Raw genomic sequence first — 26,557 nt, 5'->3', positions numbered from 1 at the left:
TTTACACACCTTTTGGTACAGGCACCAGCACGGGTTTTAAAATGCCTTGTTTTTCATAATTAGCCCTGTTCATTTCAAAATGCGACTTTGACATTTCATTCAGATATTCTTCAACCGGCGGCATGCCCATTTCCCGGCGGCGTTTGTTTACGTTAAGGCTGTCAGCCAACGGTTTGGGTATAGCCTGACAAATTTTAACATTATAGGTCACCTGGGTAGCATAGATCTGTTTTTTGCCTGTATTAAGGTTTACCCTGTCAGTCAGATAGGCGAAGTTTTTTCTATCCGTATTATTGCTATAGACTTCCACTTTCATTGCTTCCAGAACCTCTTGCTGAAAAGCTGGCCATTTATCACAATGCTGTACCATTAACCAAAAATGGAATGAACCTTTCTGGCCTACCTGGTCATACCCCAGATAGCCATATTTTTTAAAAATAGCCGACAGCAACTGCTGATGGTTACTGAATATGCTATCTTTATATTGATCCCATTTTTCACGTGGCCAGAGTTTATATTCACCCTGTGGAACTTTGGCGGCAATCTGATCAACCACTACCCATTTAGCGAGACTATCCGCCAGTGGCTGGTTAAAGTTTTTCGTCTGCGCATTAATCTGCCCAAAAGCAGCACAAAAAAACAAGGTAGCGAGCAGCAGTTTTTTCTTTGTCATAAATCTTAATCTATCTGATACAACTAATTCAATGACCTCAGTGTCGCACCTTCTGTCCCTACTTCAAGCAGATGTACTATCCCGCATTTTAAGGCAAAATTATCTCTCTGATGTCCTACCGGAAAATCAAAACAAACCGGATAATTGTATTCTTTAACCTTTTCCAGGACAATTTCATAGAGAGATTTGCCAAACACCTCACCCGGATCATCTGGTTTTATTTTAAATCCACCTATGATGAGTCCTTCCAGATGAGCAAACTTACCCGTACGTTTCAGGTTCCAGAGCATTCTGTCAAGATTATATAAATACTCACCTGTATCTTCTAAAAACAAGATTTTTCCTTTAGTAATTATATCTGATTTTGTGCCCGCAAGACTGGCGATAACACTCAGGTTACCTCCAACCAGTATTCCAGTTCCCTTGCCTGCCCTATTTGACAGATTTGTGGGGGCTGTATATTTCAAATCCCGGCCCATCAGGCCATCTCTGATAGATAAAATCGTAGAAACCTGTATGGGTTCTGCTGTTGCCCAGTCGTTAGGAAAGCTATTGCACATTTTAGAATGCAAAGTTGCAATACCAAAGTTCTGATGAATATGACAGTGCAGCACTGAAATATCACTGAACCCTATCAACCATTTAGGCTGTTTCACAAAATGTTTAAAATCCAGTTGATCAATAATCCTGATTAAACCATAACCTCCTCTGGCACACATAACCGCTTTAATAGCAGGATTATCCAGGAAACGCTGCAAATCAGCAGTCCGTTCTTCATCAGTCCCTCCAAAAGTAAAATCCTTTTTACCTATGGCAGAACCAATTTCAGTTTTAAAACCCCAGCTTTCCAGCAATTGAACAGCGGGCTGGATTTCTGCCAGACTAATATTACCAGCAGGACAGGTAATCCCTATAGTATCCCCCGTTTTCAGATATGGAGGGATCTTACCCACAACTGCATCCTCCTCCACAGGACTGGCTGCCCAGCCTTCTAAAGTTGTCAATACCGCCCCTGAGGCTATTAAAGAGGAAATAAAATACTTTCGGTTCATCGGTTATACAAGGGTTAAATTTTCAAGGTGCTGCCTCCGGATGTAATCCTTTACTATAAGAAAAAGACAGATCGATCATCTTTGTTAAAACTACAGAATCAATATCACTTAGTCTTTTAATATAAATACAGGATTTACCTGTTTTATATTTACCCAGCTGCTTTAACAAGTCTTCTCTTTCCTTGAAACCACAGGCCAGATAAAGAGAAATTGCACTACTTCGTGGTGAAAAACCAATTAAGGGTGCATCTCCTTCGTGTCCGCTTTCATATTTATAATGATAACTGCCAAAACCTATAATAGAAGATCCCCATAATTTAGCTTCAAACCCTGTCTGATTCTTCATGATAGCTATGAGTTTGGAACTGTCTTCCTTTTTCACCGGGTCAGTCAACTGATCAATAAAATCATTTACATTCAGGGTAGTCTCAGTTGTTTTATTTTTTGCCATTGTGCTATACTACTTTAGTTATAGTAATAAAACTTCTTAATATCCATTTCTTCCTGTTTATCTTCCTCATTTATCCGATAAGAGATAACAAACTCTAAAAGTGACTCCTCATTGTATTCGTTACGATAAACGAGATGTGCCAAAACCTCTTTCTTAGCTATATCAGGGTGCATCATTTTAATTTCAGTGAGATTTCCCTTTTCATCATGTGCTTCAATTGACCAGTTTCCCAATTCAGGTTTAGCTGTTTCCGCGTATTTCTTATCAAATAGAGGGATCGCCCAGTCCATCTGGTCTTCTCTCAGTTTGGCATGCAGTGCTGCTAAATCATACTGACCGGTCATCATTTCTAAATTCGGGGTTTCAAAGTGTTTTTTTGTGACCAGATTTCCTTTGCGGATTACCTCTTCTTTTTTATACAACAGCATCCTCTCATCATATCTTCCATAATACTCCGTTTTCTCTATTTCATTTTTAGAATTATAAAAAATCTTCTTTTGAAATGCCGGATATTGTATTCCCTTATATCTACAGATTTTCTGTTCCTCTGAAAGCAAATCATTTTGATATACATAAAGCAGCATATCGGAGAATTCAGAATTTACAGACGTTAATTTTGATTTTAATTTACCATTTTCATAAGCAAAATCAGATTTCACCACAGTACCATCTTCAGCTGTTCTGGTTTCCGAAACCTTTAATCCATTACTGTAACTATAGTTTACTGTAGATTTTGTTCCGTCCGACAAATCCTGATAAACTTCAGTAACAGGTAATCCATTTTCCAGCTTAAATTTATAAACCGAAGATGCTTCATCTACATTATGCCAGTCATCCTTTCCATAGCTCAGGTATTTAAGATTGACAAAGTCTTTATAAGTACCAGTCCCGATACGATATTTAAATACCTGGTAACTTTCACCCGAATATTGGTAAAGGCTTAAAATACCGTCTTCTTCAGAAGATGTGCCTTCGTTATTCTGACGTGTTTCCAGTATACTGGTTATCTGCTTCTCCTCTTTATACAAGACTTTTTTTGACCTTATAAAGGAAGGATCATGGTATTCTTCAGAGGTAATCAGACCGTTATGATTAAATTTTCTAATCAAATTTCCTTGCTTATCGCGATAAATTTCTTTTGAGAGCTTCATTTTATGTATTTAATTATAAATATATAAAAATAGATAAAGCAGTTCACAAGCATTTCAACAAGCATAAATCATTTTAGCTGTAACAAACGTATCACAAACAACTACAAAACAATAGCTTAATAAAATTGTTACCTAAATAATCCCATCAAATGTTCACTTTTACATCGCACATATAGCTATAGAGGTCTTTATAATTTTGATACTGCCTATCAGGATCTCTTTAAGGTTTTTGTGTATAGCAAGACATTTATTGGAAATACTAATTGACGTGTTCTATTATGGCAAGTATCTTTTTTAGCAGGCGTAAGTTCCTCGTTTTTCTACTCATGTGTAGTTTGTTTTTTGCTGTGTCAGCTTCAGAGGCACAAATCAAAAAAACAAAGCACGCAACAACTGAGCTCATTCTCCCCGATACCAGCAGGACCAGCTTGCTGATGCCAGTAACCCCGCAGGATACCGGAAAGTATAGTTCCAGTCAGTCCCTGACCTTGAAACAATGTATTGATTATGCACTGCTTCATCAACCGGCACTAAATAAAGCATTAATTAATGTAGATATTGCTAAAACAACCAATGCGATCAATTTAGCGCCCTGGTTGCCGCAAGTAAGTGCTTCAGGTAATCTGGTACATTACATTCAGTTACCGAACACCAGTGCGACCGTAAATACTGGTAATCCCAGTCCAGGAGTAACTACAAAAAATCAAACTGTAACCAATTCCTTTATTCCCGGGCTAACCGCTTCACAAGCCATATTCAATCCCAATCTGCTGTATGTTTCAAAAGCTGCCCCTCTTTATGTTAAACAGGCGCAACAAATTACTGACAGTACCAAAATACTGCTGGTTACCCAAATCAGCAAATCATTTTATAATACCCTGCTGAACCTCGAACAGATTAACGTCTTAAAAGAAGATACCGCCCGTCTGGGTAAAAATCTGAGAGATGCCTATCATCAGTACAAAGGGGGTATTGTAGATGAAACAGATTATGAACAGGCCAGTATTACCCTGAATAATTCCATGGCCCAGCTTAGGCAGGCAAACGAGAATATCGTTCCATTATACGCTACTTTAAAACAACTGATGGGTTATCCGCCCCAACAACAGTTTAACCTGAATTTCGATACCCTGCAAATGTCCAGAGATATCAATATAGATACAACACAGCAGCTCCAATATGAAAAGCGTATAGAAATCCAACAGATCGCGACCGAGAAACAATTGCAATCGAAACTGATCAGTTATTACAAATATTCCTTTATCCCTACCCTTTCGGCCTTTTACAATTACAATCTTGCTTTTGAGAACGATCAGTTTTCAAAACTGTTTACCAGTACTACATTCCCTAATTCTGTGGTAGGATTAACATTCAGTGTCCCCATTTTCACCGGAGGCGCACGATTGCATAATTTACATAAAGCCAAGCTGCAGGAAAAACTCATCACATGGAATGAAACAGGGCTGAAATCCCAGATTTATACCGAATATACTACGGCTCTGGCCACCTATAAAAGCAATTTCTACAATTTACACCTGCTGCAAAAAAATGTAAACAAGGCAAAGCGTGTTTATTTTGTCGTGAGCCTTCAGTATAAGCAGGGAATTGTGCCCTACCTGAATGTGATAACTGCTGAGTCAAATTTAATTACATCCGAAATAGGTTATCTGAATGCCTTGTTCCAGGTATTGTCCAGCAAGATAGATCTACAAAAAGCAATGGGAAATATTTCATATTAAAAACATCCTTCTCTATGAATAGAGCATATTTAAATATCGTTTTGATGAGCTGTCTTTCTTTGGCTGCCTGCAAAAGAAAACAGCCTCCGGTCAGTCCTGAAATACCTGTTAATCTATATAAAGTGCAAGAACAGCGTGTTTTATATTATGACCAGTATCCAGCAACTACGGCTGCAATGAGCCAGGTGATTTTATTACCACAGGTACAGGGGGCAATTACGGGCATCTTTTTCAAAGAAGGCAGTTATGTCACCAAGGGACAGAAATTATATGAAATTGATAAACGTATTTATCAGGCCGGTTATGATGCTGCCGTTGCTAATCTGAAAGTCGCACAGGGTACGATGGTACAAGCCAAGCAAGATGCAGACCGTTATGAATATCTCAACAAATACAATGCGGTGGCCAAACAGTTATATGACCATGCTGTGATCACCTTGCAAAATGCACAGAACCAGGTCAAATCTGCAGATGAAGCCGTAAAAACAGCCAGGACAAATTTAAATTATGTGGTTGTAACTGCTCCCTTCGATGGGCAGATTGGTTTTAGCCAGGTAAAATTAGGAAACGTTGTTTCTCCTGGAACAACCCAGTTAAATACCATTTCAACAGCAAACCCGATGGCTGTCGATTTTGTCATCAATGAAAAACAGCTACAGCATTTCGAAAAGCTGCAACAGGATAAAAAGAATGTACCCGACTCACTTTTCACTATTTTACTGCCTGATAATACACTTTATAATTTCACAGGCGAACTCAGTATTATCGATCGGGCGGTTGATTCACAAACCGGCGCGATCCGCATCAGACTGGTCTTTCCCAATCCTAAAAATGTTTTAAAAGTTGGGATGAGTTGTGTGGTGAAAGTGCACAATCAGGATACCCAACCTCAATTGGTCTTACCTGGAAAAGCCGTCACCGAACAAATGGGAGAATATTTTGTCTATGTAGCCCAGGACAGTATTGTTAAGGACAGTGTGAGCACTACGCATGAAGGCCAAAAGGCCAAAGCTAATAAACCCAGGTTATTTGCCATTCAGAAAAAGGTTATGCCAGGACAAACCATCGGGGCAAATGTGGTCATCACAAGCGGAATAAAAGCTAATGACCGGATTGTAGTAGATGGTATCCAGTCTTTACACGACAAATCTGAAATAACTACAGCAAACAAGGTAGCACCATCAACTGGTGGAAAAGGACATTAACAAAAGTTATGATTGCAAATACCTTTATCAAAAGACCCGTAACTGCAATAGTTATATCTATTGTCCTGGTAATTACCGGTGCAGTGTGTATTTTGCTTTTACCTATAGATCAGTACCCTGATATTACCCCTCCTATTGTTCAGGTGAATGGTCAGTTTACTGGTGCAGATGCACAAACAGTGGAGCAGACCGTTGCCATTCCTATTGAAGAGCAGGTTAACGGAACCCCCGGCATGGAATACATGCAGAGCAACAGTACCAATAATGGTCTGATGTCTATGAATGTGACATTTAAAATCGGGACTAATATTGATGTAGCTGCGCTGGATGTACAAAACAGGGTCAGTATTGCCACGCCATTGCTACCCGCTGTGGTCAGCAGACTAGGACTTACTGTAAGAGCTGTTAATCCGAGTATGCTGATGATGGTCGCGATTTATGCACCCAACGGATCACACAATATTACTTTCCTTGATAATTATACCAATGTTTTTATCCAGGATGCGCTATTGCGTGTCCCTGGTGTAGGCAGTATCAACAGATTTACTGACGATTTCAGTATGCGTATCTGGATGAACCCCGAGAAAATGGCCTCTTACAGCCTGACCCCTTCGGATGTGATCGCTGCTTTAAATGCCCAGAACGTCCAGGTAGCCGCCGGTACAGCCGGGGTTCCGCCTCAGTCTTCCAGTCAGACTTATGAATTGGGTATTTTAGTAAACGGACGTTTAAGTAAGGTCTCGGAGTTTGAAAATATCATTGTAAAAACTATTCCTGCAAACGGAGAGCTGGTTTACCTGAAAGATGTCGCCAGAGTCGAACTCGGTAAATTCACTTTTTCAAGTAACTCTTTTGTAGACGGTAAAAGAGCTTCTTACCTTCAGATTTACCAGGCGCCAGGAAGTAATGCATTGGAGACAGCTAAAGGTGTTTACGCCGAACTGGCCAAGCTTAAACAGACCTTTCCTTCGGGCGTAGCTTACAGTGTTCCCTTTGAATCTGTTACTGTAGTCAAAGTTTCCATGGAAGACGTAGTGGTCACCCTGTTAAAAACGCTGGGACTAGTCGCTATCGTAGTTTTCCTGTTTCTGCAAAATTTCCGTTCTACACTGATTCCGGTACTCGCCATTCCCGTCTCCATTTTCGGTACCTTCTGCTTCTTTATTCCGCTAGGGTTCACAATTAATACCCTGACCATGTTTGGTTTCGTACTCGCTATTGGAATAGTGGTCGATGATGCGATTATCGTCGTCGAGGCCGTGCAGCATTTTATTGATAACGAGCACATGTCCCCCAAAGAGGCAACTTATCAGGCCATGAAGGAGATATCAGCCCCAGTGGTCGCCATTGCTTTGATATTAGCAGCCGTTTTCGTACCGGTTGGATTCATACCTGGTATAGTCGGGCGTTTGTATCAGCAGTTTGCCATTACCATTGCGATATCGGTAATCATCTCTGCCTTTATCGCCCTGTCCCTGACCCCGGCACTTTGTACCCTTTTATTAAAACCTACCAATCCGGATAAACAAAATAAAGGCATCAACAAATGGTTCACCAAATTTAACGCATGGTTTGACCGGGTGACTGACAAGTACACAATCGGCGTTAAAAAGAGTATTGAAGGATCCAGGTATATCCTGATTTTATTACTCTGTGTCTGTGCCGGTGCCTACTTCCTCTTCCAGCAAAAACCAACTGGTTTTATTCCTTCAGAAGACGATGGAAACCTGTATGTTACTTTTCAGCTGCCCGCAGCATCCTCTACAGCCCGTTCGGTGGAAGTCATGTCTAAATTAATGCATGTCGTTGCTGGTACGCCGGGAGTAGCCCATTATGCAGCTTTATCAGGACTAAACGTCATTACCAATGCCAGTAACTCAAACAACGGTACCATCTTTTGCCAGCTTAAACCCTGGGATGAGCGTGGCAAATCAAGCGAACAGGTACCTGGTATAATTGCAGTGATGCAAAAACGCATTGCAGACGCAGGGATAAAAAATGCAAGTATAGAAGTAATACAACCTTCTCCCCTGCCTGGTGTGGGTTCGACAGTAGGTTTCAGCATGCAGTTAGAACAACGCAGTACAACAGATAACCTCCAGGACTTTGAGAAAGTGGTAAAGAAATTTGTCGCAGAAGCCAATAAAAATCCTGCAATAACCAAAGTATTCAGTTTTTATTCGGCACATACACCTAACTTTAACCTGAAGGTTGACCGTGAAAAATGCGAAAAACTCGGCGTCAATATAGCTGATGTTTTTACGACTATTCAGGCCTATATGGGTAGCTTATATATCAATGATTTCACAACTTACAACCGTACATTCCATGTGATGGTACAGGCAGACACCGCATTCCGTACCTCGGTGGCTGATATGAATAAATATTATGTACGCAGCCAGTCGGGAGAAATGGTACCTTTAGGTACGCTCATCAGCTATTCTCCTACAGAAGCCTCACCCCTGATTTCTCACTTTAATATTTTCAGGGCAGCAGAAATAGATGGCGCTTCGGCCGACGGGTACAGCAGCAGCCAGGCCCTGACCGCATTACAGGATGTTGCTGCAAAAGTTTTACCAGAAGGATATACCTATGAGTTTTCAGGTTTAAGTTATGAAGAAAAGAAAGCCGGCTCTACGACCGTCTATATCTTCTTGTTTTCAATTACGTTCGTATTCCTGTTCCTCGCCGCCCTGTACGAAAGCTGGTCGGTTCCTTTTTCGGTGTTATTAGCAGTTCCGGTAGGTGCCTTCGGTGCCATACTCGCCTTAGTATTAGTCCCCGATCTGACAGATAACGTATATGCTCAGATAGGGCTCATCACCCTGATCGGTCTCGCTGCAAAAAATGCGATCCTGATTGTTGAATTTGCCAAAGTCAGGGTAGACCGCGGTGAAGAACTGATCAAGTCGACACTCGAGGCAGTCCGGCTTAGGTTAAGGCCAATTATTATGACTTCACTGGCATTTATTCTGGGTGTATTACCCCTTGTTTTTGCTACAGGAGCAGGTGCAGTAGCCCGCAGAACTATAGGTTTAACTGTTTTAGGTGGTATGCTCGCAGCTTCCACATTAGCCATATTTATTGTTCCGGTACTCTATGTATTAATTACCCGCCTCTCTTACGGTAAGAAGAAACTAGAATGGTTGCAGGAACATCATGAAGAACTGATGGATAAAGCTAAAAAAGTAGAAGCCCAGAACCTGGATCCTGAGTTGGAGTACGAAATACAAAAATCACGTGACATTAGTAAAGCTGGTTTAGAATGATAGCCAATACATTTATCAAAAGGCCTGTAACAGCGATTGTCATATCAGTGGTATTGATGATCTCTGGATTGATCTGTATGAACAATCTTGCAGTCGATCAGTATCCGGATATTTCCCCGCCTACCGTTTCAGTGACCGGTTCCTATACAGGTGCCGATGCACAAACGGTCGAACAAACTGTTGCTACGCCAATTGAAGAACAAGTAAATGGTACGCCAGGAATGGAGTATATGCAGAGTACCAGTACCAATAGCGGAGGGATGAACGTCAAGATCACCTTTAACATCGGTACCAATGTACATATATCGGCATTAAACGTTCAGAACCGTGTAGGTATTGCGGCCCCTTTATTACCTTCAGTAGTCAGTAAACTAGGTTTAACGGTCCGTGCCCGGAACCCGGATATGCTGATGATGATTGCTATCTATTCTCCCAAAGGCAGTCATAATATTACTTTTCTGGATAACTATACCAACGTCTTTATACAGGATGCCATTTTACGTGTTCCTGGTGTAGGAGATGTCAGTACCCGTACAGATAACTTTAGTATGCGTATCTGGATGAACCCAGATAAAATGGCTTCCTATGGTTTAACGCCCGCAGATGTAACTGCAGCGCTGAATGCACAGAATGTCTACGTAGCTGCCGGTTCTGCGGGTGCTCCACCGCAGCGCTCTGCACAGAATTTTGAAACCGGAATATTGGTCAACGGTATGCTCAATACCGTTCCGCAATATGAGAAGGTCATTGTCAAAACCATTCCTTCTACCGGTCAGCTCATTTATTTAAAAGATGTAGCCAGAATAGAACTTGGTAAATTCACTTTTTCAAGTAACTCATTTGTGGATGGCAAAAGGACTTCCATTCTTCAGATCTTTCAAAGTCCTGGTAGTAATGCTTTGCAAACCGCAGATAATGTTTATGCTGAGCTGGCTAAATTAAAGAAATCATTCCCAGCAGATGTAGACTATAAAGTCCCTTTTGAGTCAGTGACGATCATCAAGGTATCCATGCAGGAAGTATTGGGTACCCTACTCAAAGCATTGGGTCTGGTAGCTATTGTTGTATTTCTATTTCTACAAAACCTGCGTTCTACCATCATCCCGATATTGGCTATCCCAGTATCTATCCTGGGTACTTTTTGTTTCTTTATTCCCCTGGGTTTTACCATCAATACCCTGACCATGTTTGGTTTTGTGCTCGCTATCGGTATTGTAGTGGATGATGCCATTATTGTGGTCGAGGCCGTACAGCATTATATTGATGAACAGGGGATGTCGGCCAAAGAAGCTACTTACCGGGCAATGAAAGATATCTCAGGGCCCGTTATTGCAATTGCCCTGATATTAGCCTCAGTATTTGTACCGGTTGGATTTATTCCAGGTATCGTGGGCCACCTGTATCAGCAGTTCGCTATTACCATTGCTATATCTGTGATTATATCTTCATTTATTGCTTTATCCTTAACCCCTGCACTTTGTACCTTATTGTTAAAACCCACACATATAGACAAACAGTCTAAATGGCTCGATAAATTTTTCTATTATTTTAATACCTGGTTTGACCGGATTACTTTCAAATATGCCAATGGCGTTAAAAGAAGTATCAAAAATTCAAGACTGATTATTATCCTGCTTGCCTGTATCTGCGCAGGTGCCTACTTCCTGTTTAAATTTAAACCCTCCGGTTTCGTCCCTTCTGAAGACGATGGCCGTTTATATGTCACCTATCAGCTTCCAGAGGCATCCTCGACCACCCAGTCGGTGAAACTCATCTCTAAACTCATGAAAATTGTAGGCTCTACTCCTGGGGTCAAACATTATACGGCTCTTTCAGGGCTTAACATTCTGAATGGTGGGGCCAATTCAAATAACGGAAGTATATTTTGCATGCTCCAGCCCTGGGATGAACGTACCTCACCAAAAACAAGGATCCCGGGTATCATGGATGTCCTTAAAAAAAGAATTGCAAAAGCCGGTATCAAAAATGCCAATGTAGTTGTGATCCCTCCTCCTCCAATCAGAGGTATCGGGCAGGCTGCCGGTTTCAGTATGCAGATAGAACAGGGAAATGCCACCGATGATATTCATACTTTTGAAAAAGTAGTCAAAAAATTTGTCGCCGACGCCCATCAGATTCCGGCTATAGCCAGTGCCTTCAGTTATTTTTCAGCACATACCCCCAGCTTTGAGCTGACCGTAGACCGTGAAAAATGCGAAAAACTAGGTGTCAATATCCCTGATGTTTTTAATACCATGCAAGCTTACATGGGTAGTCTGTTCGTCAACAACTTTACCCTCTACAACCGCACTTACCATGTTGTGGTACAAGCCGATACAACTTATCGGTCTTTAATCACCAATATGAATAAATATTATGTCCGTAACCAGACTGGTGAGATGGTTCCCTTAAGTGCAGTCATTACCTATAAACCGACAGAGGCAGCCCCACTGATTACACACTTTAATATTTTCCGTTCTGCTGAGGTAGATGGCTCAACCCCTCCAGGCTACAGTACAGGTCAGGGAATTGAAGCCCTGAAAGCGCTGGCCGAAAAATCTTTACCACGGGGTTATACCTACGAATTCTCAGGTTTAAGTTATGAAGAGATCAAAGCCGGCTCTACGACCATTTATATCTTCAGCTTCTCTATACTCTTTGTATTCCTCTTCCTCGCTGCACTTTACGAGAGCTGGTCAGTTCCATTTTCAGTTATGCTCGCTGTACCGGTCAGTGCTTTTGGTGCTATCCTGGCTCTTACTTTCATCCCTCCGCTGACCAACAATGTCTATGCGCAGATAGGGTTGATTACTTTAATTGGTTTGTCCGCTAAAAATGCAATCCTGATTGTAGAATTTGCCAAGATCAGAGTAGATCTGGGAGAAGATCTGATTCAGTCTACCCTCGAAGCCGTCCGTTTACGTCTGCGTCCTATTATCATGACTTCTATGGCCTTTATTCTGGGTGTTTTACCATTGGTATTCGCTACCGGAGCAGGTGCTGTAGCCCGTAATACGATTGGAATAACTGTATTGGGTGGTATGATCGCATCTTCCACCATCTCGATTTTTATAGTACCCGTTCTTTTTGTTTTATTAACCCGGTTCTCTTATGGTAAAAAGCAATTAAAATGGCTCAAGGAGCACCATGAAGAGTTGATAGAAAAAGCAAAGAAAGTGGAAGAACAGAACATAGACGCAGAATTAGAATACGATATTGCTGAAGCAAAAGCTCAGCATGAGGAAAAATAAGGGTCTAAAGATTTAATTTTCCAGCAGTATTTTAAACTTTTCAATCTGCCGCCTGTGCCTTAAGATATGAACTATGGCATGCTCCATTAATTGCTCAATATCATAACACTGTCCCCAGGCCGTGCTGATCTTCTTTGCACTATCAAATTCCTCTAACTCATTATTCTTTATTTCATTAAAGACACCTTGGGTGAATTCGAATGCCTCGTTCAAATCCTTGATATATTCATCAGCTAAAGAATAATATTGTTTCTCAGGTCTGACAGAGCTCCCCCCTTTTAAATGTTCAATATAGATTGCATAACTATAAGCTGACCGGACAACATGCGCTAGGATAGCCTGAATAGATTTACAATCAGGATCTGTCGTTGTTTCATCAACAACAGCAATCAGATTTTTATCCGAAACGGATGCTATACAATCGATCAGTTCAGCAATTGCTTTTTCGTATTCGTCAAGCAGAGCACCCTTGGCACCGGTTCTGTATTTATCTTTCATGAATTAAATGACTAGCCAATAAAGCTACCTATTTAATTGATCTCAAAGGAATATTGATTCTGATTATCAGATAACTTCCTGCTGAATTTGTCCTTTGTTCCACCACTACCTGTGAACAGATTAATGAAATCAGGACTATAGATTTAATTAAATACTTCATTTTGATTAAGTTTAACTTCAACAAAGGTATATCACTAATCACCAGAGTTTTGTTATTCAGAGTTATTGAGTGTTAAACAGTGTTAACACTTAATTAAACCACAAAGGATAATTGTAAATTTGTTTTAAATGAAGAAAAAACTAAGATTTATTATAGGTATAATGGGGCTCTCTCTGATAGGGATATTCCTGTTACAGGCTTTCTGGCTGAATAACTCCTATAAGATCTCGATGGATCAGTTTAAAAGAGATATAGCGACTGTACTGGAACAGAATAGTAATGCCGTTGTCTTTAATGAGGCTATACAACATGGCATTTACGGAGATTCCAGTAAAGTTTATACTTCAGGGATGATTGCTAAATTGAGCAGATTATTACTCTCCATGTCTGATGAACAGGGTAAAAAACATAAAACAGGCCTGACTATTACGCTTGCAATGACTGATTCCTCAACAACAAAAGACACAAAGGACTCTCTAAATAAAAAATCAGGAACAAAAGATTCAAAATCAAAACTATTCACCGTTAATACAGATTCTACCTATATAGCTGCTACTTTAAAGTCCCAGGTCCCTTCTTTACGTCATAGACTGGATTCATTATTTAAAACAAAGGGAATCTCTTCAAGGTACGCTTTGAAACTATCCAATTCCAATAAAAAAGGAGGTATCTATATAGATCAGCCGCAATTATTCAAACAAATCAAAGCAAAAGAAGTACCGATCAGAGTTGGTTTGATGACCCCTTATGTGATGCAATTAGCCATTGAGTCGGACAATCAGTATTATTTCCGGAAAATGCAGTGGATTTTACTCGCTTCCACTTTGATCCTGATTATGGTCTCCTGTTCATTTATTTATATGCTCCGGACTATCTTTCAACAAAAAAAGGTCGCTGAGATTAAAAGTGATTTTATCAATAATATGACGCATGAGTTTAAAACCCCGATCACTACAGTAGCACTGGGAATAGAAGCCATGAAAAATTTCGATGTACTGCGTAAACCTGAACTGGCTGCTGAATACCTGGATATCTGTGAGAGTGAAATTAAAAGAGTAGCGGAGATGGTCGAGAAAGTGCTCAAACTAGCTGCTTTTGAACGCAGTGAGGTGAGTTTAAACTTGCAGCAGATTAATGTAGTTGCCTTAATTGAAGAGGTCATTAACAATATGCAACTAATGCTGAAGAACAAAGGAGCCAAACTAGTTTTCAATTCCGCAGAACCAGATTATTCGATTAAAGCAGATAAAACTCACCTCTCGGGTGTCATCTACAACCTGATAGACAACAGTATTAAATATGCCGGTGAACATCCACTGATAGAAATAAGTTGCAGAAAAGAAGAGACAGCCTTTATCATTGAATTTGGTGATCATGGTGTAGGTATCCCCAAACAATATCAAAATAAGATATTTGAAAAATTCTTCAGGGTACCTACTGGTGACCTGGCCAAAGTAAGTGGATTTGGCCTGGGTTTAAGTTATGTAGCCACGATTATACAAATGCACAATGGCAGTATTACCTTAAATAATACACCTGATCAGGGGACCCACTTTACAATTAAACTTTTACAATAATCATGGAGAAAATCAAAATATTACTGGCAGAAGACGAGCCCTTTCTGGGGAGGATCATTAAAGAGAGCCTGGAAACCAGAAATTTCGAGGTGAAATTTGTAGAAAACGGAACTAAAGCCTATTCCGTATTCCGGGAATATCAACCGGATATCTGCGTATTTGATGTCAGTATGCCCGAGATGGACGGTTTCTCCCTGACTGCCGATATCAGGAAAATAAATTCAGCAACACCAATCATCTTTCTGACCGCACGTTCTCTTACTGAAGATGTGGTTAAAGGATTTGAAATAGGTGGGAACGATTATCTTAAAAAGCCATTCAGTATGGAGGAGCTTATTGTGAGGATTCATTCTTTACTCAGAAGACCACTGCAAAAGGTATCTCCAAATACCGAAGAACTCAAATGTACAGTCGGAATTTTTTCTTTTAATTCTACGTCCCAGGAACTGAGGAACAATACCCAGGTGGTCAAACTATCATTCCGCGAATCCTCCCTCCTGAAACTGCTGATCGAAAACAAAAATCAGGTATTGGAAAGAAAATCTGTTTTAGAGCAACTCTGGGGTGAAGATACATTTTTCAATGCCCGGAGTATGGATGTGTTTATTACAAAAATAAGGGGACACTTGAAAAATGATCCGGATATCCAGATCGTTAATATCAGGGGAATCGGCTATAAATTAATCGTTTAGTTCTGCTATTCGCTGATCCACAAACTGCTGTAAGGTTGTCGCCCCTTTAACAGCTACCATTCCCTGTTTCTCAGCTACAGCACTTCCGTCAATAACTGCATCCGTCATTTTAACAAAATTCATGATCCCGTTTTTAGAGAAACCAAGTTTTTGCAAAACAACTCCCCATTCATCCCTGGGGATCTGAACTGCCCGGATCTCCTTATTTAAAGCTTTGGCAAAAGCACTGGCTACCTCAACAGAAGTATAAGCCTGAGGGCCCTCCAGTTCATAAGTTATACTATCGCTTTCTTCATGCACCATAATCTCCGCTATGATCTGACCAACATCCTGCGGGGAAATCATCGGAATAGCAAAATCTAATGGATAAAATGTATACAGTACACCTTCGGCCTTAATCTGATCGAGGCTCATAAACCAATTGCTGAAATAATAAGCAGGGCGGATAAATACCTGATGAACCGGCAAACCTTCAAAGGCATGCTCCAGCATAAAAGACATTTCCAGATTTCCCTTACCCTGGGCATGCTGGGCACCGATAGAGGAAAGTCCTATTATTTTTTTAACTGAAGATCCTTTAATGGCCTCCCTATAATTTCCGAGGATAGTCTGTGTATCTTTCAGAACGTCCTGGTTCCGGCCGGTTTCGGGAGTAATTACAAACAAAACATGACCATCTTTAAAACACTCAGTTAAGGCAGGCAAGTCAAAAGCGTCGGCAACAGTTACCTTTGCCCCCTGTTTCTCCAGCTTACCGGCTTTTTGGCTATCGTGAACAATTCCTTTAACAGGAACCTCCCTTTGCAATAAATTTCGGACAACTGCTGATCCAACCTGTCCTGATGCTCCAACTACGATATACATCTGTTTTATAATTTAATTTATAAATTATTTGCTGTTAGCAATAACAAATGCAACGCTTAAAAGTTTGAGAAAAAGCGCAGATACGTTTACCAGACGTATCTGCTATCAATTATTAACTAACCTAAGAGTACAGACTCTTATTTTAGACCTTTGGAAGGGCTTCAAAGCCATATATAATTCTGGCTTCAGCACCACATATTTGCTATTTATCCTGACATCCCTCTGATAACCAGATGATCATAAGATTGTTTCATTAAGAAACATTGATTATCGTACCAGAGCAACATTGCAAAGATAAGAAAATGATTAAAACATCAAGAAAAATTTTAATGGTATTTTAATTTCATATTTCTGAAAATGACCCCAACATAAACCGGTCATATACTGATAGATAGCGCAAAAATTTTTCATTCAGAATTATATAACTCCTCGTTGCAATTATCAAATATTTAATATTATTTTAGTATAGTATTAATAAACAATATTTAGCTTTACTACACAAAAGAATTAACCAGCAAACCATTGACCTATCCTAAGATCATGAGAAGACGTAACTTTCTAAAACAATCAGCTATCGCTGGCATTGCAGCTACCAGTATTACGAAAGCATTTGGTATGGTACCTTACACTGAAAAAGGTAAAGTCCTGATCAATTTTGGAATTTGTACTGATTTGCACCACGATCTCATCAAAGACGGAGAAAAGAGATTACAAGCCTTTATTGAGGAGATGAACCAGCTCAAACCTCATTTTATAATTCAAACGGGTGATTTTTGCATGCCCAAAGAAAAAAACCGTCCGCTTATGGAGATCTGGGACCAGTTTAAGCAACCCAGTTACCATGTTCTGGGCAATCATGACACAGATGGCGGATTTACCCACGATCAGGTGATAACTTTCTGGAAAGCTACAGGAAAATATTATTCATTTGATCAGAATGGTTATCACTTTGTGGTGCTCAACGGTAATGAAAGGCCTCAGGGAGATACATCCCAGGCTTATCCAAGATCAATTGGTAAAGAACAGATCAACTGGATGAAAAAAGACATAGAAAATACCAGACTGCCCGTCATTATCTTTTGCCATCAGGGAATTGACAATGACCAGGATGGTATCAAAGAAGGTAGTCTCATCCGGCTCATTTTTGAAAGGTTAAATCAAAAGGCCGGATTTAATCAGATCAGACTGGTATTTAGTGGACATCATCATGAAGATTACCATAATATTTACAATAACATCCACTATATACAGATCAATAGTATGTCTTATCAGTTTTCTCATGCGGAAGCTGGAGATGGATACGCATCTACCAAAGATCCACTTTGGGCTTATGTAAGCATTTATGATAATGGGATCATTAAAATTAAAGGTAAAAAATCTGTTTACCCGAATCCGGAAAACCAACACAGTGCAGCAGGTTATAACGGATACCCTACTGTTCCTTATATTTCAGACCGGATAATCAGTTTACGTGGTGACCAGCCATAAACTGATTGTTTCTTCTTATAAAAATAAACATAAGACAGGCTTATACCAATGATCCCGACAACCGAGACGATGAAAGATCCGTGAATAAAGAAGTTTCCCCACGAAAGATTGGCGGGGCCCAGCTGCCGGAAAAGTAAAACACCCACACTTCCCAGGTAGCCGGCAGAATCCGCCAAGTAAATCATAAATCCGACATTACTTTTGTATTTAAAAGTTGCAATGAGCCTTTCAAAAAACAGGATGGAATAAGGCACATAAGATAAGTAAAGCCCTAATGTAATTGCATACATGAATGCTTTAGGACCAATCATACCATGCTGAAAAGTCCAGGCACCCAAGCCAATCAGTACAAAACCCAGGATGATACTTACATGAGCCAGCTTGAGGGCCAGAAAATTATTCCTGACCAGCAGGATCAGCGACATAAGTATCAGTACAATAATGGCGATTGGAATATCAATCTGGCTATAGATATTCAGATTATCCCTGTAACCAAAATCTGTCCAGATTTCCACTTCAAAATAATCCCTGAAATCGCGCATCGCCGTTAAAAAGACATAGATTATAATATTCAGTACCAATCCGGTAAAGAAGAACCGGACAAATGCTTTACGTTCCTTCCCTGTCATTGGAAGACGCTGTGTCCTATGTTTGACATCCTCGGCCGATGGCGGCGGAACCTGCGCCAGGAGATAGACAAAGAACACAAGAGGAATTACAAAAAGCAATCCCACAATAAATGGCACCCACAATTCTGTAACACCAAAATGAGTCATCATCAAACGACCTATAGTTTTAATGATTCCCGAAGAAAAGATAAAACTTGTACAGACCACCGCACCAATAAATTCAGCACTTTTCCTTCCTTCAATATAACTAAAAATAAGTCCCCAGATTAAACCCAGCGGGATTCCGTTGATAAAAAAACAGGCAATGTTATAAGGTGCAGGGATCAGTGCAAAGCCAAGCAGAGAAAGCCAGGCTATACCTATTAGCCCCAGAATAGCCCTGGCTCTTCCATTTGGTTTGACTTCTGCAATGAATTTTACACCTATAAATTTACTAAGTGCATAACCGGCAACCTGGGCTAAGACCAGCCATACTTTAAAATCTATTCCCAGCAACTTTTCGCCTTCGTAAGTACCAGCCGTAAATCCCTTGCGAAAAGCATAAGTACAGACATAAATACTAAAAGCAGCAACTGAACATAATATGGCCGTATAAACCGGTGGAAGTTGAATTAACCTCGCTTTGAGCCCAGTGGTTATCTTTTGCATTACTGAAGGCTAAGCAGATAATTAAATGTCATCTCTTTCATCCATAACAGCTCTGCCGGTAAAACTGGTTTATTTGCATCTTTCCCTAAATCATCCCAACGACGTATCTTAACATACAATGGAGCTAAAGGGTCTTCTTCAAAATGTGCAGCCTCTGCTGCAGTCATTTTACCCCCCTGAAATTCAAGGGTAATTTTACTTGCTTCAGACAGCTCATTATAATAAGCTGGTTCTGCATAAATCAAATATTTTTTAGCAGCTACATGATGCGACACCAGATTTGCCATGCGGTCAGGGAAACCCAGTTCAAGCAAACATTTCCCACCTAGTTTATCATGTTCGAGTGTACCATAACCATCCATCTGTTCGACATTTTCAAAAAAATGACCGATATCATGAAAGAAAGCTGCGAGAACTATCTCCTCGTTTTCACCAGCAGCATGCGCCAGCTGTGCACATTGCATCATATGCATCAGCATACTTACCCTTTCTCCATATTCCTGCCCTCCATGAGTTTCGTACAGGTCAAATATGTGATCTACCTTATCTTGTATTGCTGTTTTCATTCGTATATCTTCTATAGTTTAAAACATTCATTTTACTCAGTAATCCATCCCTGTCAGCATAAGCCCCTTGTAGAAAACGTTCACCAGCAGCACTGTCATAAGCAGTCCGGCCATGTAATATCCTTTCATTATCGACAATAAATAAATCTGTAGCTTCCATTTTAAACTGTACAAAGTATTTTTCATCGTCAATCATTTTAGCGAGCTGCTGATAAGCGGTATAGAATGCCAGCATTTTATCCTCCTCAACTTCAAAAGACTGGATGGAGCGGTTGTTGAACCGAATAGCATTCACCGCTCCGTACACATCCCGGCCAATAATGGTTGTGGTTCTTTCTATATGACTATGCTGATCTGCGAAGCTGAAAGTTACAGGTGTGGTACAAAGCAGTTCAAATAGCTCTGACGAATACGCTTTCAGATCCGCAATCACTTTAAATCCATCCACCAGAATTGAATTGCCTCCCGCAGCACTAGAACTCAGACAATGCAGTAATTGCAGCGTAGGTGTTGGATTCCGGTAAGGGTTATCAGTATGGGCACTTAACCCTAATGAAGTAAAAGCAAGGTTATTAGGGTTCACAGTAGTTTTAACATCAAACAGCTTCCCATAGTTCGTCTCTCTTATATAGCCAAACAAGCTAGTCACCTGAATCACCATCTCTGGTTCTGCTGGTACATTACGTAATATCGCAAACCCATAGGTAGAGACCTTTTCCAGCCAGTCGGCCAAAGCAACCTCATTCGTTAAAACATCAGGATAGTTTCCTTCAGGCAAACTTTTGTTCAGCGCTGCATTCCATAAACTAACCGGATATTTCTTCTTTTTTTCTTCCTGACGTTCCTGAATGGCCTGTCTGGAAATCCGGTGTCCGAATAACCAGTCTGCACTAAAATTGCTCGTATGTGTACCACAATTCCAGTCAACAACAACTTCCTGATGAGCAGAAAGTATAACTTTTAAAGGAGCGATATCCGGAGCTATTGCCGAGGTTTCTATTAGTTTTTGTCCTGTACTATGTCTGGTAGCAGGCGAAGGACAGTTATCCCTTAAATACAAATAAGGATAAACTGAGTTCTCACCACTCTCCCAGCTCACAACAAGAGCAGATGACTTTTCTGTAATTTTTTGAATTCTATTCATTCTATTGCTTATTTAATCTTCGTATGAAGGATACGTCTGTGCTATTTTCAGCATGCGTAGTTTACTCAATAACCCGTCCCGGTCGGCATAAGTCCCCTGAAGGTACCTTTTCCCTTCCTTACTGTTAAAACTTGTCCTGCCATGCAGCACACGTTCATTATCCGCGATAAAAAGATCTCCGGGTTTCATTTTAAATTTCACCTGATAATTTTCATCTTCAAGCATCCGTGAAAAAGTCTGATATGCTTTATAAAATTGTGGGATGAGATGCCCTTCTATCTCAAAAGGCTGGATTGACCGGTTATTAAAACGGATAGCACAAATTTCCTTTTCAGGCCCGAGACCTATGATTGTCGTCTTCCTTTCTATCCAGTGCCCACTATCCCTGAAACGGAAACTCACAGGTATACTGCTCAGCAATTCAAACAGTTCGGGATATCGCTTCCGAAAATCTGAAGCGACTTTAAAACCATCAACTACAATCACATCCCCTCCCTGTACACTATTTTGCATACAATGCAGGAGCTGGAGTGTGGGTGTAGGATTCCGGTATGGATTCTCTGTACGCGGGCTCAGCGCCCTCGAACTACAAGCCAGGTTTCCAGGTCTGAGTACTGTTCTTTCCTGGAAACTGCGTCCGTAATTTGTTTCGCGGACATAACCAAATAACCTGGCTACCTCACAGACAGCACTAGTAATGAGAGGTACATCATTTAATACCGCAAAACCATACCGCCTGATATATTCCAGCCACACCGTCAGCGAAATTTCATCCGTTGATACCTGATGATAATCAGCCAGGGGAACGCCAATATTTAAAGTTCCATCCCACAACTCAACAGGTTCAAGTAAACTGTTTCTGCTCTCCCGTTTTTCGATCTCCTGTCTGGATAGACAATGATTACGCAACCAGCGGGCACTGAATTGACTATGATGTCCATCCTGTTCCCAGATGATGTTTATATGATTTTCCTGCAGCAGGGTAACGACAGCTGGTTTAATCAAAGGATCGATATCAGCCGTCTCTGTAATCTTTTGTCCATTTTCATGGATATTTTCGACAGAAGGGCAATTATCCCTTAAATAAATATAATAATAGCTACTGATGTGTCCGTCCGACCAGTTTATAGTCAGTATATCTTCACCGGCTGAATAAGTTACTATATGGTATTGCTCCATGTTTCTGACCCTCTCTGTTACAGGATCAAAAGTCAGCAGGTTAGATTAAGAAAAGTTAAACGCAGTATTATAGAATACAGCCATTTGTTAATAAATTATTACAAAATGGACAAATGAAAGCCCTGTCCGGCCAATAAAAAGAAGAAAAAAAGAATAGAAAATACCGATATAATAACCATTTGATAACAATCAGTTCATACGCAATCAGAACCGATCATTAATAAAGTACCGGAGCAACCAGCAATTCTACAGGAGCATTGCCATTAACCATCGCTGTCATGGAAGCGATCAGTTTCTTCACCGATTCCAATGTATGCACATCGGTTATTTCACCATCTCCACTCACTTTAGTTTTAACACCAGAAATAACCAGCTGAGTCTCGCTGGTCATATTACTTTCGATAATCAGCAAAGTGCCTAAAAGCGATTCGTGAGCTTTTACCCCAGATAAAGCAGCAGTAATCAAGGCTACAGGTTTCCTCGAAAACTCCATGGAAGACACTGTCCAGTCAATTGCATTTTTCAAGGTCCCGGGTACCCCTATTGCATATTCAGGCGTACAAATCAAAACCCCGTCTGCAGCCCTGATCTGTTTGCGGAAACTAGCAACCGGCTCAGCAACAACCTCATGATCTATATCCGGATTGAAATGAGGAAGTCCGGTTAATCCGTCAAAAACAGATACTTCAAATTGATCAGCAGCCAGTTTAGTGATTGCATTGATCAGATTAAGGTTTGAAGAGCTACTTCTGGTACTACCAGAAATTGCCAGGATTTTTATTTTGTCAGCCATCTTATATTACAATTAATGCTCCTTTCTCCGCAGCACTCAAATGTAATAATTTAGCCTAAATCAGGATGACTTATTTATGCTTCATCTCCAGCAGATCCCAGAGATTACCATATAAATCTTCAAACACAGCTACAGTACCATAATTTTCTTCTACCGGAGGTCTTACGAAATTGACACCTGCATGCTGCATATTTTTATAATCTCTCCAGAAATCATCCGTGTACAGGAAAAGAAAGACCCTTCCCCCCGTTTGACGGCCAACTCTTGTCTGTTGTTCCTCATTTGCAGCCTTTGCCAGAAGCAGACTACATTCCTTTGCACCAGGAGGCGCCACCACTACCCATCTTTTAGTTTCACTCAGGACAATATCCTCTAATAGTGAAAAACTGAGCTTTTCAGTGTAAAATTTAATCGCTTCATCATAATCATCAACAACAAGCGCAATATGTGCTATAGACTGTTTCATCTTTTTAATATTTTTGTAATCACCAGCGGCCCAAGATAGGTAGTATCCATAAGAAGGAAAAATCGCTGAACATTCACATGATAAAAGGAAAAGAGTTAATCCAGTTTTTAGGTTACAGTGTAGATCATCCCGAGTTCATTACTTTTCTTCAGGCTCATGAGGCCGATACCCATAAACTTCCATCCCCTCAGCTCCCGGAAAAAAAGGGAATTAAGCCATTGATCGTAAAATTTCACCAGGGTTTTATCCTGAACTTTGACCGTTATTATCCAGGATCAGATAATGCCGACTCCTTAATCAAACGGCCCATAGGAAATGGACCAATCTATTTAGCCGGTGTAAATTTTTTCAAACCAGATCCGGCAGACAGCAGCCTCCCGGACCTCGTCCAGCTTCCTTTTGGCCTCCATTTTTTGGATAACGAACAAGTATTATCGGCGAAATTTGGACATAAAAATATAGCAGGTACAGCCAATAGCCCATATTACGAAGCTGATGAAAGTGATTATTACTATAAATCTTATCACCTCTATGCTTATTATGACCGGGGCGATATACAGGAAAAACTACAGGGCCTACTGGTATCGCTCCGTTAAAAAGACAGTTTAGTTTTTCACTCTGCTTCTCAGCTCCTCTCCCGAATCACCGTGTTTGGCCTGAGTTGAAAAAGTCTTTCCAAAACGGTAACTAAATGTCAGAACAGCTGTTCTGGTGTCACCTCTGTTTACCCAGTTAGCTTCGGTTTGTGCCAGGTTATTGATTACCCCTCTATAGACTTTACTGCGGAATATATCATTGACGCTTAATTTTAAGGATGTACTTTTTGACAGTTTCTTTTGTACAGCAGTATTAGCAGACCATAAACTACCCAGGACAAACTGCGCATCATATAACTTACTTCTGTAGGAACCATCGAGCTGTGTATCCCAGCCATATCCCATGGCAAACTTAAGATTGCCACTCAGATAACAAAAAGTTCCGTTTGTATTCAACTCACCAGTATAAAAAGCACTTTTATTGGCAATATTTGTCAGTTCCGTATACAAATTGATATTTAACCAGCTATATGGATCAAACGTACCATTAAAAGAGATGCTCTTGGTCACCTTCTTTCCGATATTTGCCGGACGGCTGAAATAGGTTCCATTCAAAATTTCTATGGTTTCATTCACATCATCTTTAGAATTTGAGTAACTTACTGTAGTGATATATTTGTCTTTATAACTATGAGAAAGTTCTATGCTCTGGGTATAAGACGGTTTCAAGAAAGGATTACCTACATAATAGGTAAACTTATCTAAAGGAGAAACAAAAGGGTTCAGATCCTGATAATAAGGCCTGTCAATTCTCCTTCCATAGTTCAATCCAATTTTGTGATTACCTGCTGTATCCACTTTATACAAAAGATACAGCGTTGGAAAAAGTCCCGTATAATTTCTTTTAAAGGACGAGTCCGGCTTTAGCAAATTACCTAACTGATGACCAGTTGAAACTGTATTCTCCATCCTTAAGCCCGCCTGTATTGATAACCTTTTAAATTCCTTATTGAGGTTAACGTAAGCAGCATTAATATTTTCTTTATATAAAAAGTGGTTACTCTTATCATAATCAGGCTTAGTGAGTCCATCCAGTGTATAAGCATAATCTGCCGTATTATCCGTTTTAGTATAACTCGATTTTAGTCCTGCTGCAAACTTCCATTCATTCTTTAAGGGCAGCGAATAATCTGTCTTCACAGAATAGATATCAATATTGGATGGTAGCCTTCCGGTTAATATATCCTGCGATTTCAAGCTTTTGTCAGGAAAAAAACTAAAATTATTGTACACCTGATCTGTCCGGTTTCTGTAACTCAGATAATCTGCATCTGCAGTGATTTCATGTCCTTTCTCTGCAAATTCATGACGATAATTCAGATTCACTGCTTTGTTCTTAAAGTCAATCTTATCTATATTATTAGCTGTAATAATTGAATCAAGCTGTCTGGAAGAATTTAACAGATTACTGGTATTGTTATTTGTCTGTGTACTGACCCTATACATTCCTGTAAGTACAATCCCCCAGGTTGTTTTGTCAGACTGATAATAATCTAAACCTGTTTTTGCATTATAGGTATTTCCATGTCTTTTGATATAACTGTTCTGATCGAAAAAGGAAGCGACACTCCCGTCTGCGTTTTTATACGTCCTGTTAATATCCAGATCTGTAAAACCATTATTAAGATTATAGCTCAGGTTAGCGAAATAATTGAATTTATTATTTCTGAAATTAAGGTTCAAACTATTGAGTGACCTCGACATCTTCCCTTGATTAAGGCTTAAGTTTAAACCACCATTAAAGCCTCTTACAGTACCCTTTTTCGTTTTAATATTAATCACCCCTCCATTTCCCGCAGCATCATATTTTGCTGGCGGATTAGTCATGATTTCCAGCTGGTCAAGTGAAGAGGAAGGTATGGAACGCAGGTAAGCTTCCAGATCCGCACCAGAAAGATAAGACGGTTTACCATCTATAAAAATGGTGACCCCCGATTTCCCTTTTAAAGTAATGATCCCATTCTGGTCTACATCTACTCCTGGCGATTTACTTAAAACATCCAGCGCCGAAGTTCCTGCATTTGAAATTAAAGCGTCCACATTAACTACAGTCCGGTCAATTTTCTGTTCTACAAAGGCTTTCCTGGAAGTAATATTGACTTCTTTAAGATTTTTAGAGGTTGTTGTCAAATGAATATCTCCCAGATCCAGAGAAGCAGACGATCCGCTCAATTGAATTGAAGCACTGCGGTAATTGGTATAACCCATAGCCGAAATCCTGATCTGGTAGAGACCATACTTCAGCCCTTCAAAACGAAATTTTCCATCCGCCTGTGTAAAGGTTGTTTTAACCATCACAGAATCACTTCCGGTAAATAGTGCTACCGTTGCCAGATCAAAAGCTTTGTTGTCTGCATCTTTTATTTGTCCGGAAATAAGACCATCTTTTTGTTGAGCCTGAGCAAAATCTGAGGCAATAGCTATCCCTATGATCAAAATGATCATTAATTTAAGTTTCATCAGCAT

The 26,557-nt window shown here is 40.2% G+C and carries 22 protein-coding genes; 8 read left to right on the top strand and 14 right to left on the bottom strand.

Features of this window, described 5'->3' with window-relative positions; all coding sequences use genetic code 11:
- Window position 1: 1 nt before the first annotated feature.
- From HDF25_RS02350 to HDF25_RS02335, 4 genes are read right to left on the bottom strand one after another with little or no spacing between them, the layout of a single operon-like run.
- Window positions 2-673, bottom strand: coding sequence for a DUF6624 domain-containing protein (locus tag HDF25_RS02350; RefSeq protein ID WP_184622341.1), 672 nt, complete (start codon window positions 671-673; stop codon window positions 2-4).
- A 23-nt stretch (window positions 674-696) separates the two neighbouring features.
- Window positions 697-1,725, bottom strand: a complete 1,029-nt coding sequence (locus HDF25_RS02345) for an LD-carboxypeptidase (RefSeq protein WP_184622339.1) — start codon at window positions 1,723-1,725, stop codon at window positions 697-699.
- A gap of 22 nt (window positions 1,726-1,747) precedes the next feature.
- Window positions 1,748-2,176, bottom strand: coding sequence for a DUF1801 domain-containing protein (locus tag HDF25_RS02340; RefSeq protein ID WP_184622338.1), 429 nt, complete (start codon window positions 2,174-2,176; stop codon window positions 1,748-1,750).
- A 14-nt stretch (window positions 2,177-2,190) separates the two neighbouring features.
- A complete protein-coding gene (locus HDF25_RS02335; protein WP_184622337.1) occupies window positions 2,191-3,327 on the bottom strand; it encodes a hypothetical protein in 1,137 nt (378 codons plus the stop codon).
- 278 nt (window positions 3,328-3,605) lie between these two features.
- On the opposite strand from HDF25_RS02335, the gene HDF25_RS02330 reads away from it, so the two are divergent.
- From HDF25_RS02330 to HDF25_RS02315, 4 genes are read left to right on the top strand one after another with little or no spacing between them, the layout of a single operon-like run.
- On the top strand, window positions 3,606-5,066 hold the full coding sequence (locus tag HDF25_RS02330; protein ID WP_184622336.1) for a TolC family protein: 1,461 nt from the start codon (window positions 3,606-3,608) through the stop codon (window positions 5,064-5,066).
- Between the two features lie 14 nt (window positions 5,067-5,080).
- The gene (locus HDF25_RS02325; protein WP_184622335.1) at window positions 5,081-6,271 is read left to right on the top strand and encodes an efflux RND transporter periplasmic adaptor subunit; all 1,191 of its coding nucleotides are present in this window, start codon (window positions 5,081-5,083) and stop codon (window positions 6,269-6,271) included.
- 8 nt (window positions 6,272-6,279) lie between these two features.
- Window positions 6,280-9,540: an efflux RND transporter permease subunit gene (locus HDF25_RS02320; RefSeq protein ID WP_184622334.1), complete on the top strand. Its 3,261-nt coding sequence runs from the start codon at window positions 6,280-6,282 to the stop codon at window positions 9,538-9,540.
- The gene (locus tag HDF25_RS02315; RefSeq protein ID WP_184622333.1) at window positions 9,537-12,791 is read left to right on the top strand and encodes an efflux RND transporter permease subunit; all 3,255 of its coding nucleotides are present in this window, start codon (window positions 9,537-9,539) and stop codon (window positions 12,789-12,791) included. The genes HDF25_RS02320 and HDF25_RS02315 overlap by 4 nt, the downstream gene beginning before the upstream one ends.
- A gap of 12 nt (window positions 12,792-12,803) precedes the next feature.
- Here HDF25_RS02315 and HDF25_RS02310 read toward each other — a convergent pair whose 3' ends face one another.
- Both HDF25_RS02310 and HDF25_RS25775 read right to left on the bottom strand, forming a co-directional pair.
- Window positions 12,804-13,289, bottom strand: coding sequence for a DinB family protein (locus tag HDF25_RS02310; protein WP_184622332.1), 486 nt, complete (start codon window positions 13,287-13,289; stop codon window positions 12,804-12,806).
- A gap of 28 nt (window positions 13,290-13,317) precedes the next feature.
- The gene (locus HDF25_RS25775; protein WP_260409297.1) at window positions 13,318-13,449 is read right to left on the bottom strand and encodes a hypothetical protein; all 132 of its coding nucleotides are present in this window, start codon (window positions 13,447-13,449) and stop codon (window positions 13,318-13,320) included.
- A gap of 128 nt (window positions 13,450-13,577) precedes the next feature.
- On the opposite strand from HDF25_RS25775, the gene HDF25_RS02305 reads away from it, so the two are divergent.
- Window positions 13,578-15,026, top strand: a complete 1,449-nt coding sequence (locus HDF25_RS02305) for a sensor histidine kinase (RefSeq protein WP_184622330.1) — start codon at window positions 13,578-13,580, stop codon at window positions 15,024-15,026.
- Window positions 15,027-15,028: 2 nt separating this feature from the next.
- Complete coding sequence (locus tag HDF25_RS02300; protein WP_184622328.1) at window positions 15,029-15,718, top strand: response regulator transcription factor; 690 nt, start codon at window positions 15,029-15,031, stop codon at window positions 15,716-15,718.
- Here the strand turns inward: HDF25_RS02300 and HDF25_RS02295 are convergent.
- Window positions 15,707-16,582 (bottom strand): NmrA family NAD(P)-binding protein, encoded by an 876-nt coding sequence (locus HDF25_RS02295; RefSeq protein ID WP_184622325.1) that lies wholly within the window; start codon window positions 16,580-16,582, stop codon window positions 15,707-15,709. The genes HDF25_RS02300 and HDF25_RS02295 overlap by 12 nt on opposite strands.
- Window positions 16,583-17,122: 540 nt before the next feature.
- On the opposite strand from HDF25_RS02295, the gene HDF25_RS02290 reads away from it, so the two are divergent.
- The gene (locus HDF25_RS02290; RefSeq protein ID WP_184622324.1) at window positions 17,123-18,070 is read left to right on the top strand and encodes a metallophosphoesterase family protein; all 948 of its coding nucleotides are present in this window, start codon (window positions 17,123-17,125) and stop codon (window positions 18,068-18,070) included.
- Here the strand turns inward: HDF25_RS02290 and HDF25_RS02285 are convergent.
- From HDF25_RS02285 to HDF25_RS02260, 6 genes are all read right to left on the bottom strand, one after another.
- Window positions 18,025-19,347, bottom strand: a complete 1,323-nt coding sequence (locus HDF25_RS02285; RefSeq protein ID WP_184622322.1) for a DUF5690 family protein — start codon at window positions 19,345-19,347, stop codon at window positions 18,025-18,027. The two genes, HDF25_RS02290 and HDF25_RS02285, sit on opposite strands and share 46 nt — an antisense overlap.
- Entirely contained in the window at window positions 19,347-19,913 is a 567-nt protein-coding gene (locus HDF25_RS02280; RefSeq protein ID WP_184622320.1) for an HD domain-containing protein, read from the bottom strand. Before HDF25_RS02280 ends, HDF25_RS02285 begins: the two co-directional genes overlap by 1 nt.
- The gene (locus tag HDF25_RS02275; protein WP_184622317.1) at window positions 19,891-21,057 is read right to left on the bottom strand and encodes a TauD/TfdA family dioxygenase; all 1,167 of its coding nucleotides are present in this window, start codon (window positions 21,055-21,057) and stop codon (window positions 19,891-19,893) included. The genes HDF25_RS02280 and HDF25_RS02275 overlap by 23 nt, the downstream gene beginning before the upstream one ends.
- A gap of 12 nt (window positions 21,058-21,069) precedes the next feature.
- Complete coding sequence (locus HDF25_RS02270; RefSeq protein WP_184622315.1) at window positions 21,070-22,236, bottom strand: TauD/TfdA family dioxygenase; 1,167 nt, start codon at window positions 22,234-22,236, stop codon at window positions 21,070-21,072.
- Between the two features lie 217 nt (window positions 22,237-22,453).
- Entirely contained in the window at window positions 22,454-23,029 is a 576-nt protein-coding gene (locus HDF25_RS02265; protein ID WP_184622313.1) for an NADPH-dependent FMN reductase, read from the bottom strand.
- 70 nt (window positions 23,030-23,099) lie between these two features.
- Complete coding sequence (locus HDF25_RS02260; protein WP_184622311.1) at window positions 23,100-23,495, bottom strand: VOC family protein; 396 nt, start codon at window positions 23,493-23,495, stop codon at window positions 23,100-23,102.
- Between the two features lie 77 nt (window positions 23,496-23,572).
- Between HDF25_RS02260 and HDF25_RS02255 the strand changes: the two genes are divergently transcribed.
- Entirely contained in the window at window positions 23,573-24,091 is a 519-nt protein-coding gene (locus HDF25_RS02255; RefSeq protein WP_184622310.1) for a hypothetical protein, read from the top strand.
- Between the two features lie 9 nt (window positions 24,092-24,100).
- Here HDF25_RS02255 and HDF25_RS02250 read toward each other — a convergent pair whose 3' ends face one another.
- A complete protein-coding gene (locus HDF25_RS02250) occupies window positions 24,101-26,551 on the bottom strand; it encodes a TonB-dependent receptor (RefSeq protein ID WP_184622308.1) in 2,451 nt (816 codons plus the stop codon).
- Window positions 26,552-26,557 lie beyond the last annotated feature (6 nt).

Origin of the sequence: Pedobacter cryoconitis (genome assembly GCF_014207135.1) — a bacterium.
Taxonomy (GTDB): Bacteria; Bacteroidota; Bacteroidia; order Sphingobacteriales; family Sphingobacteriaceae; genus Pedobacter; species Pedobacter cryoconitis_D.
Note: the sequence above shows the minus strand (reverse complement) of the source record. Positions and strands in the feature narration are given on the sequence as shown.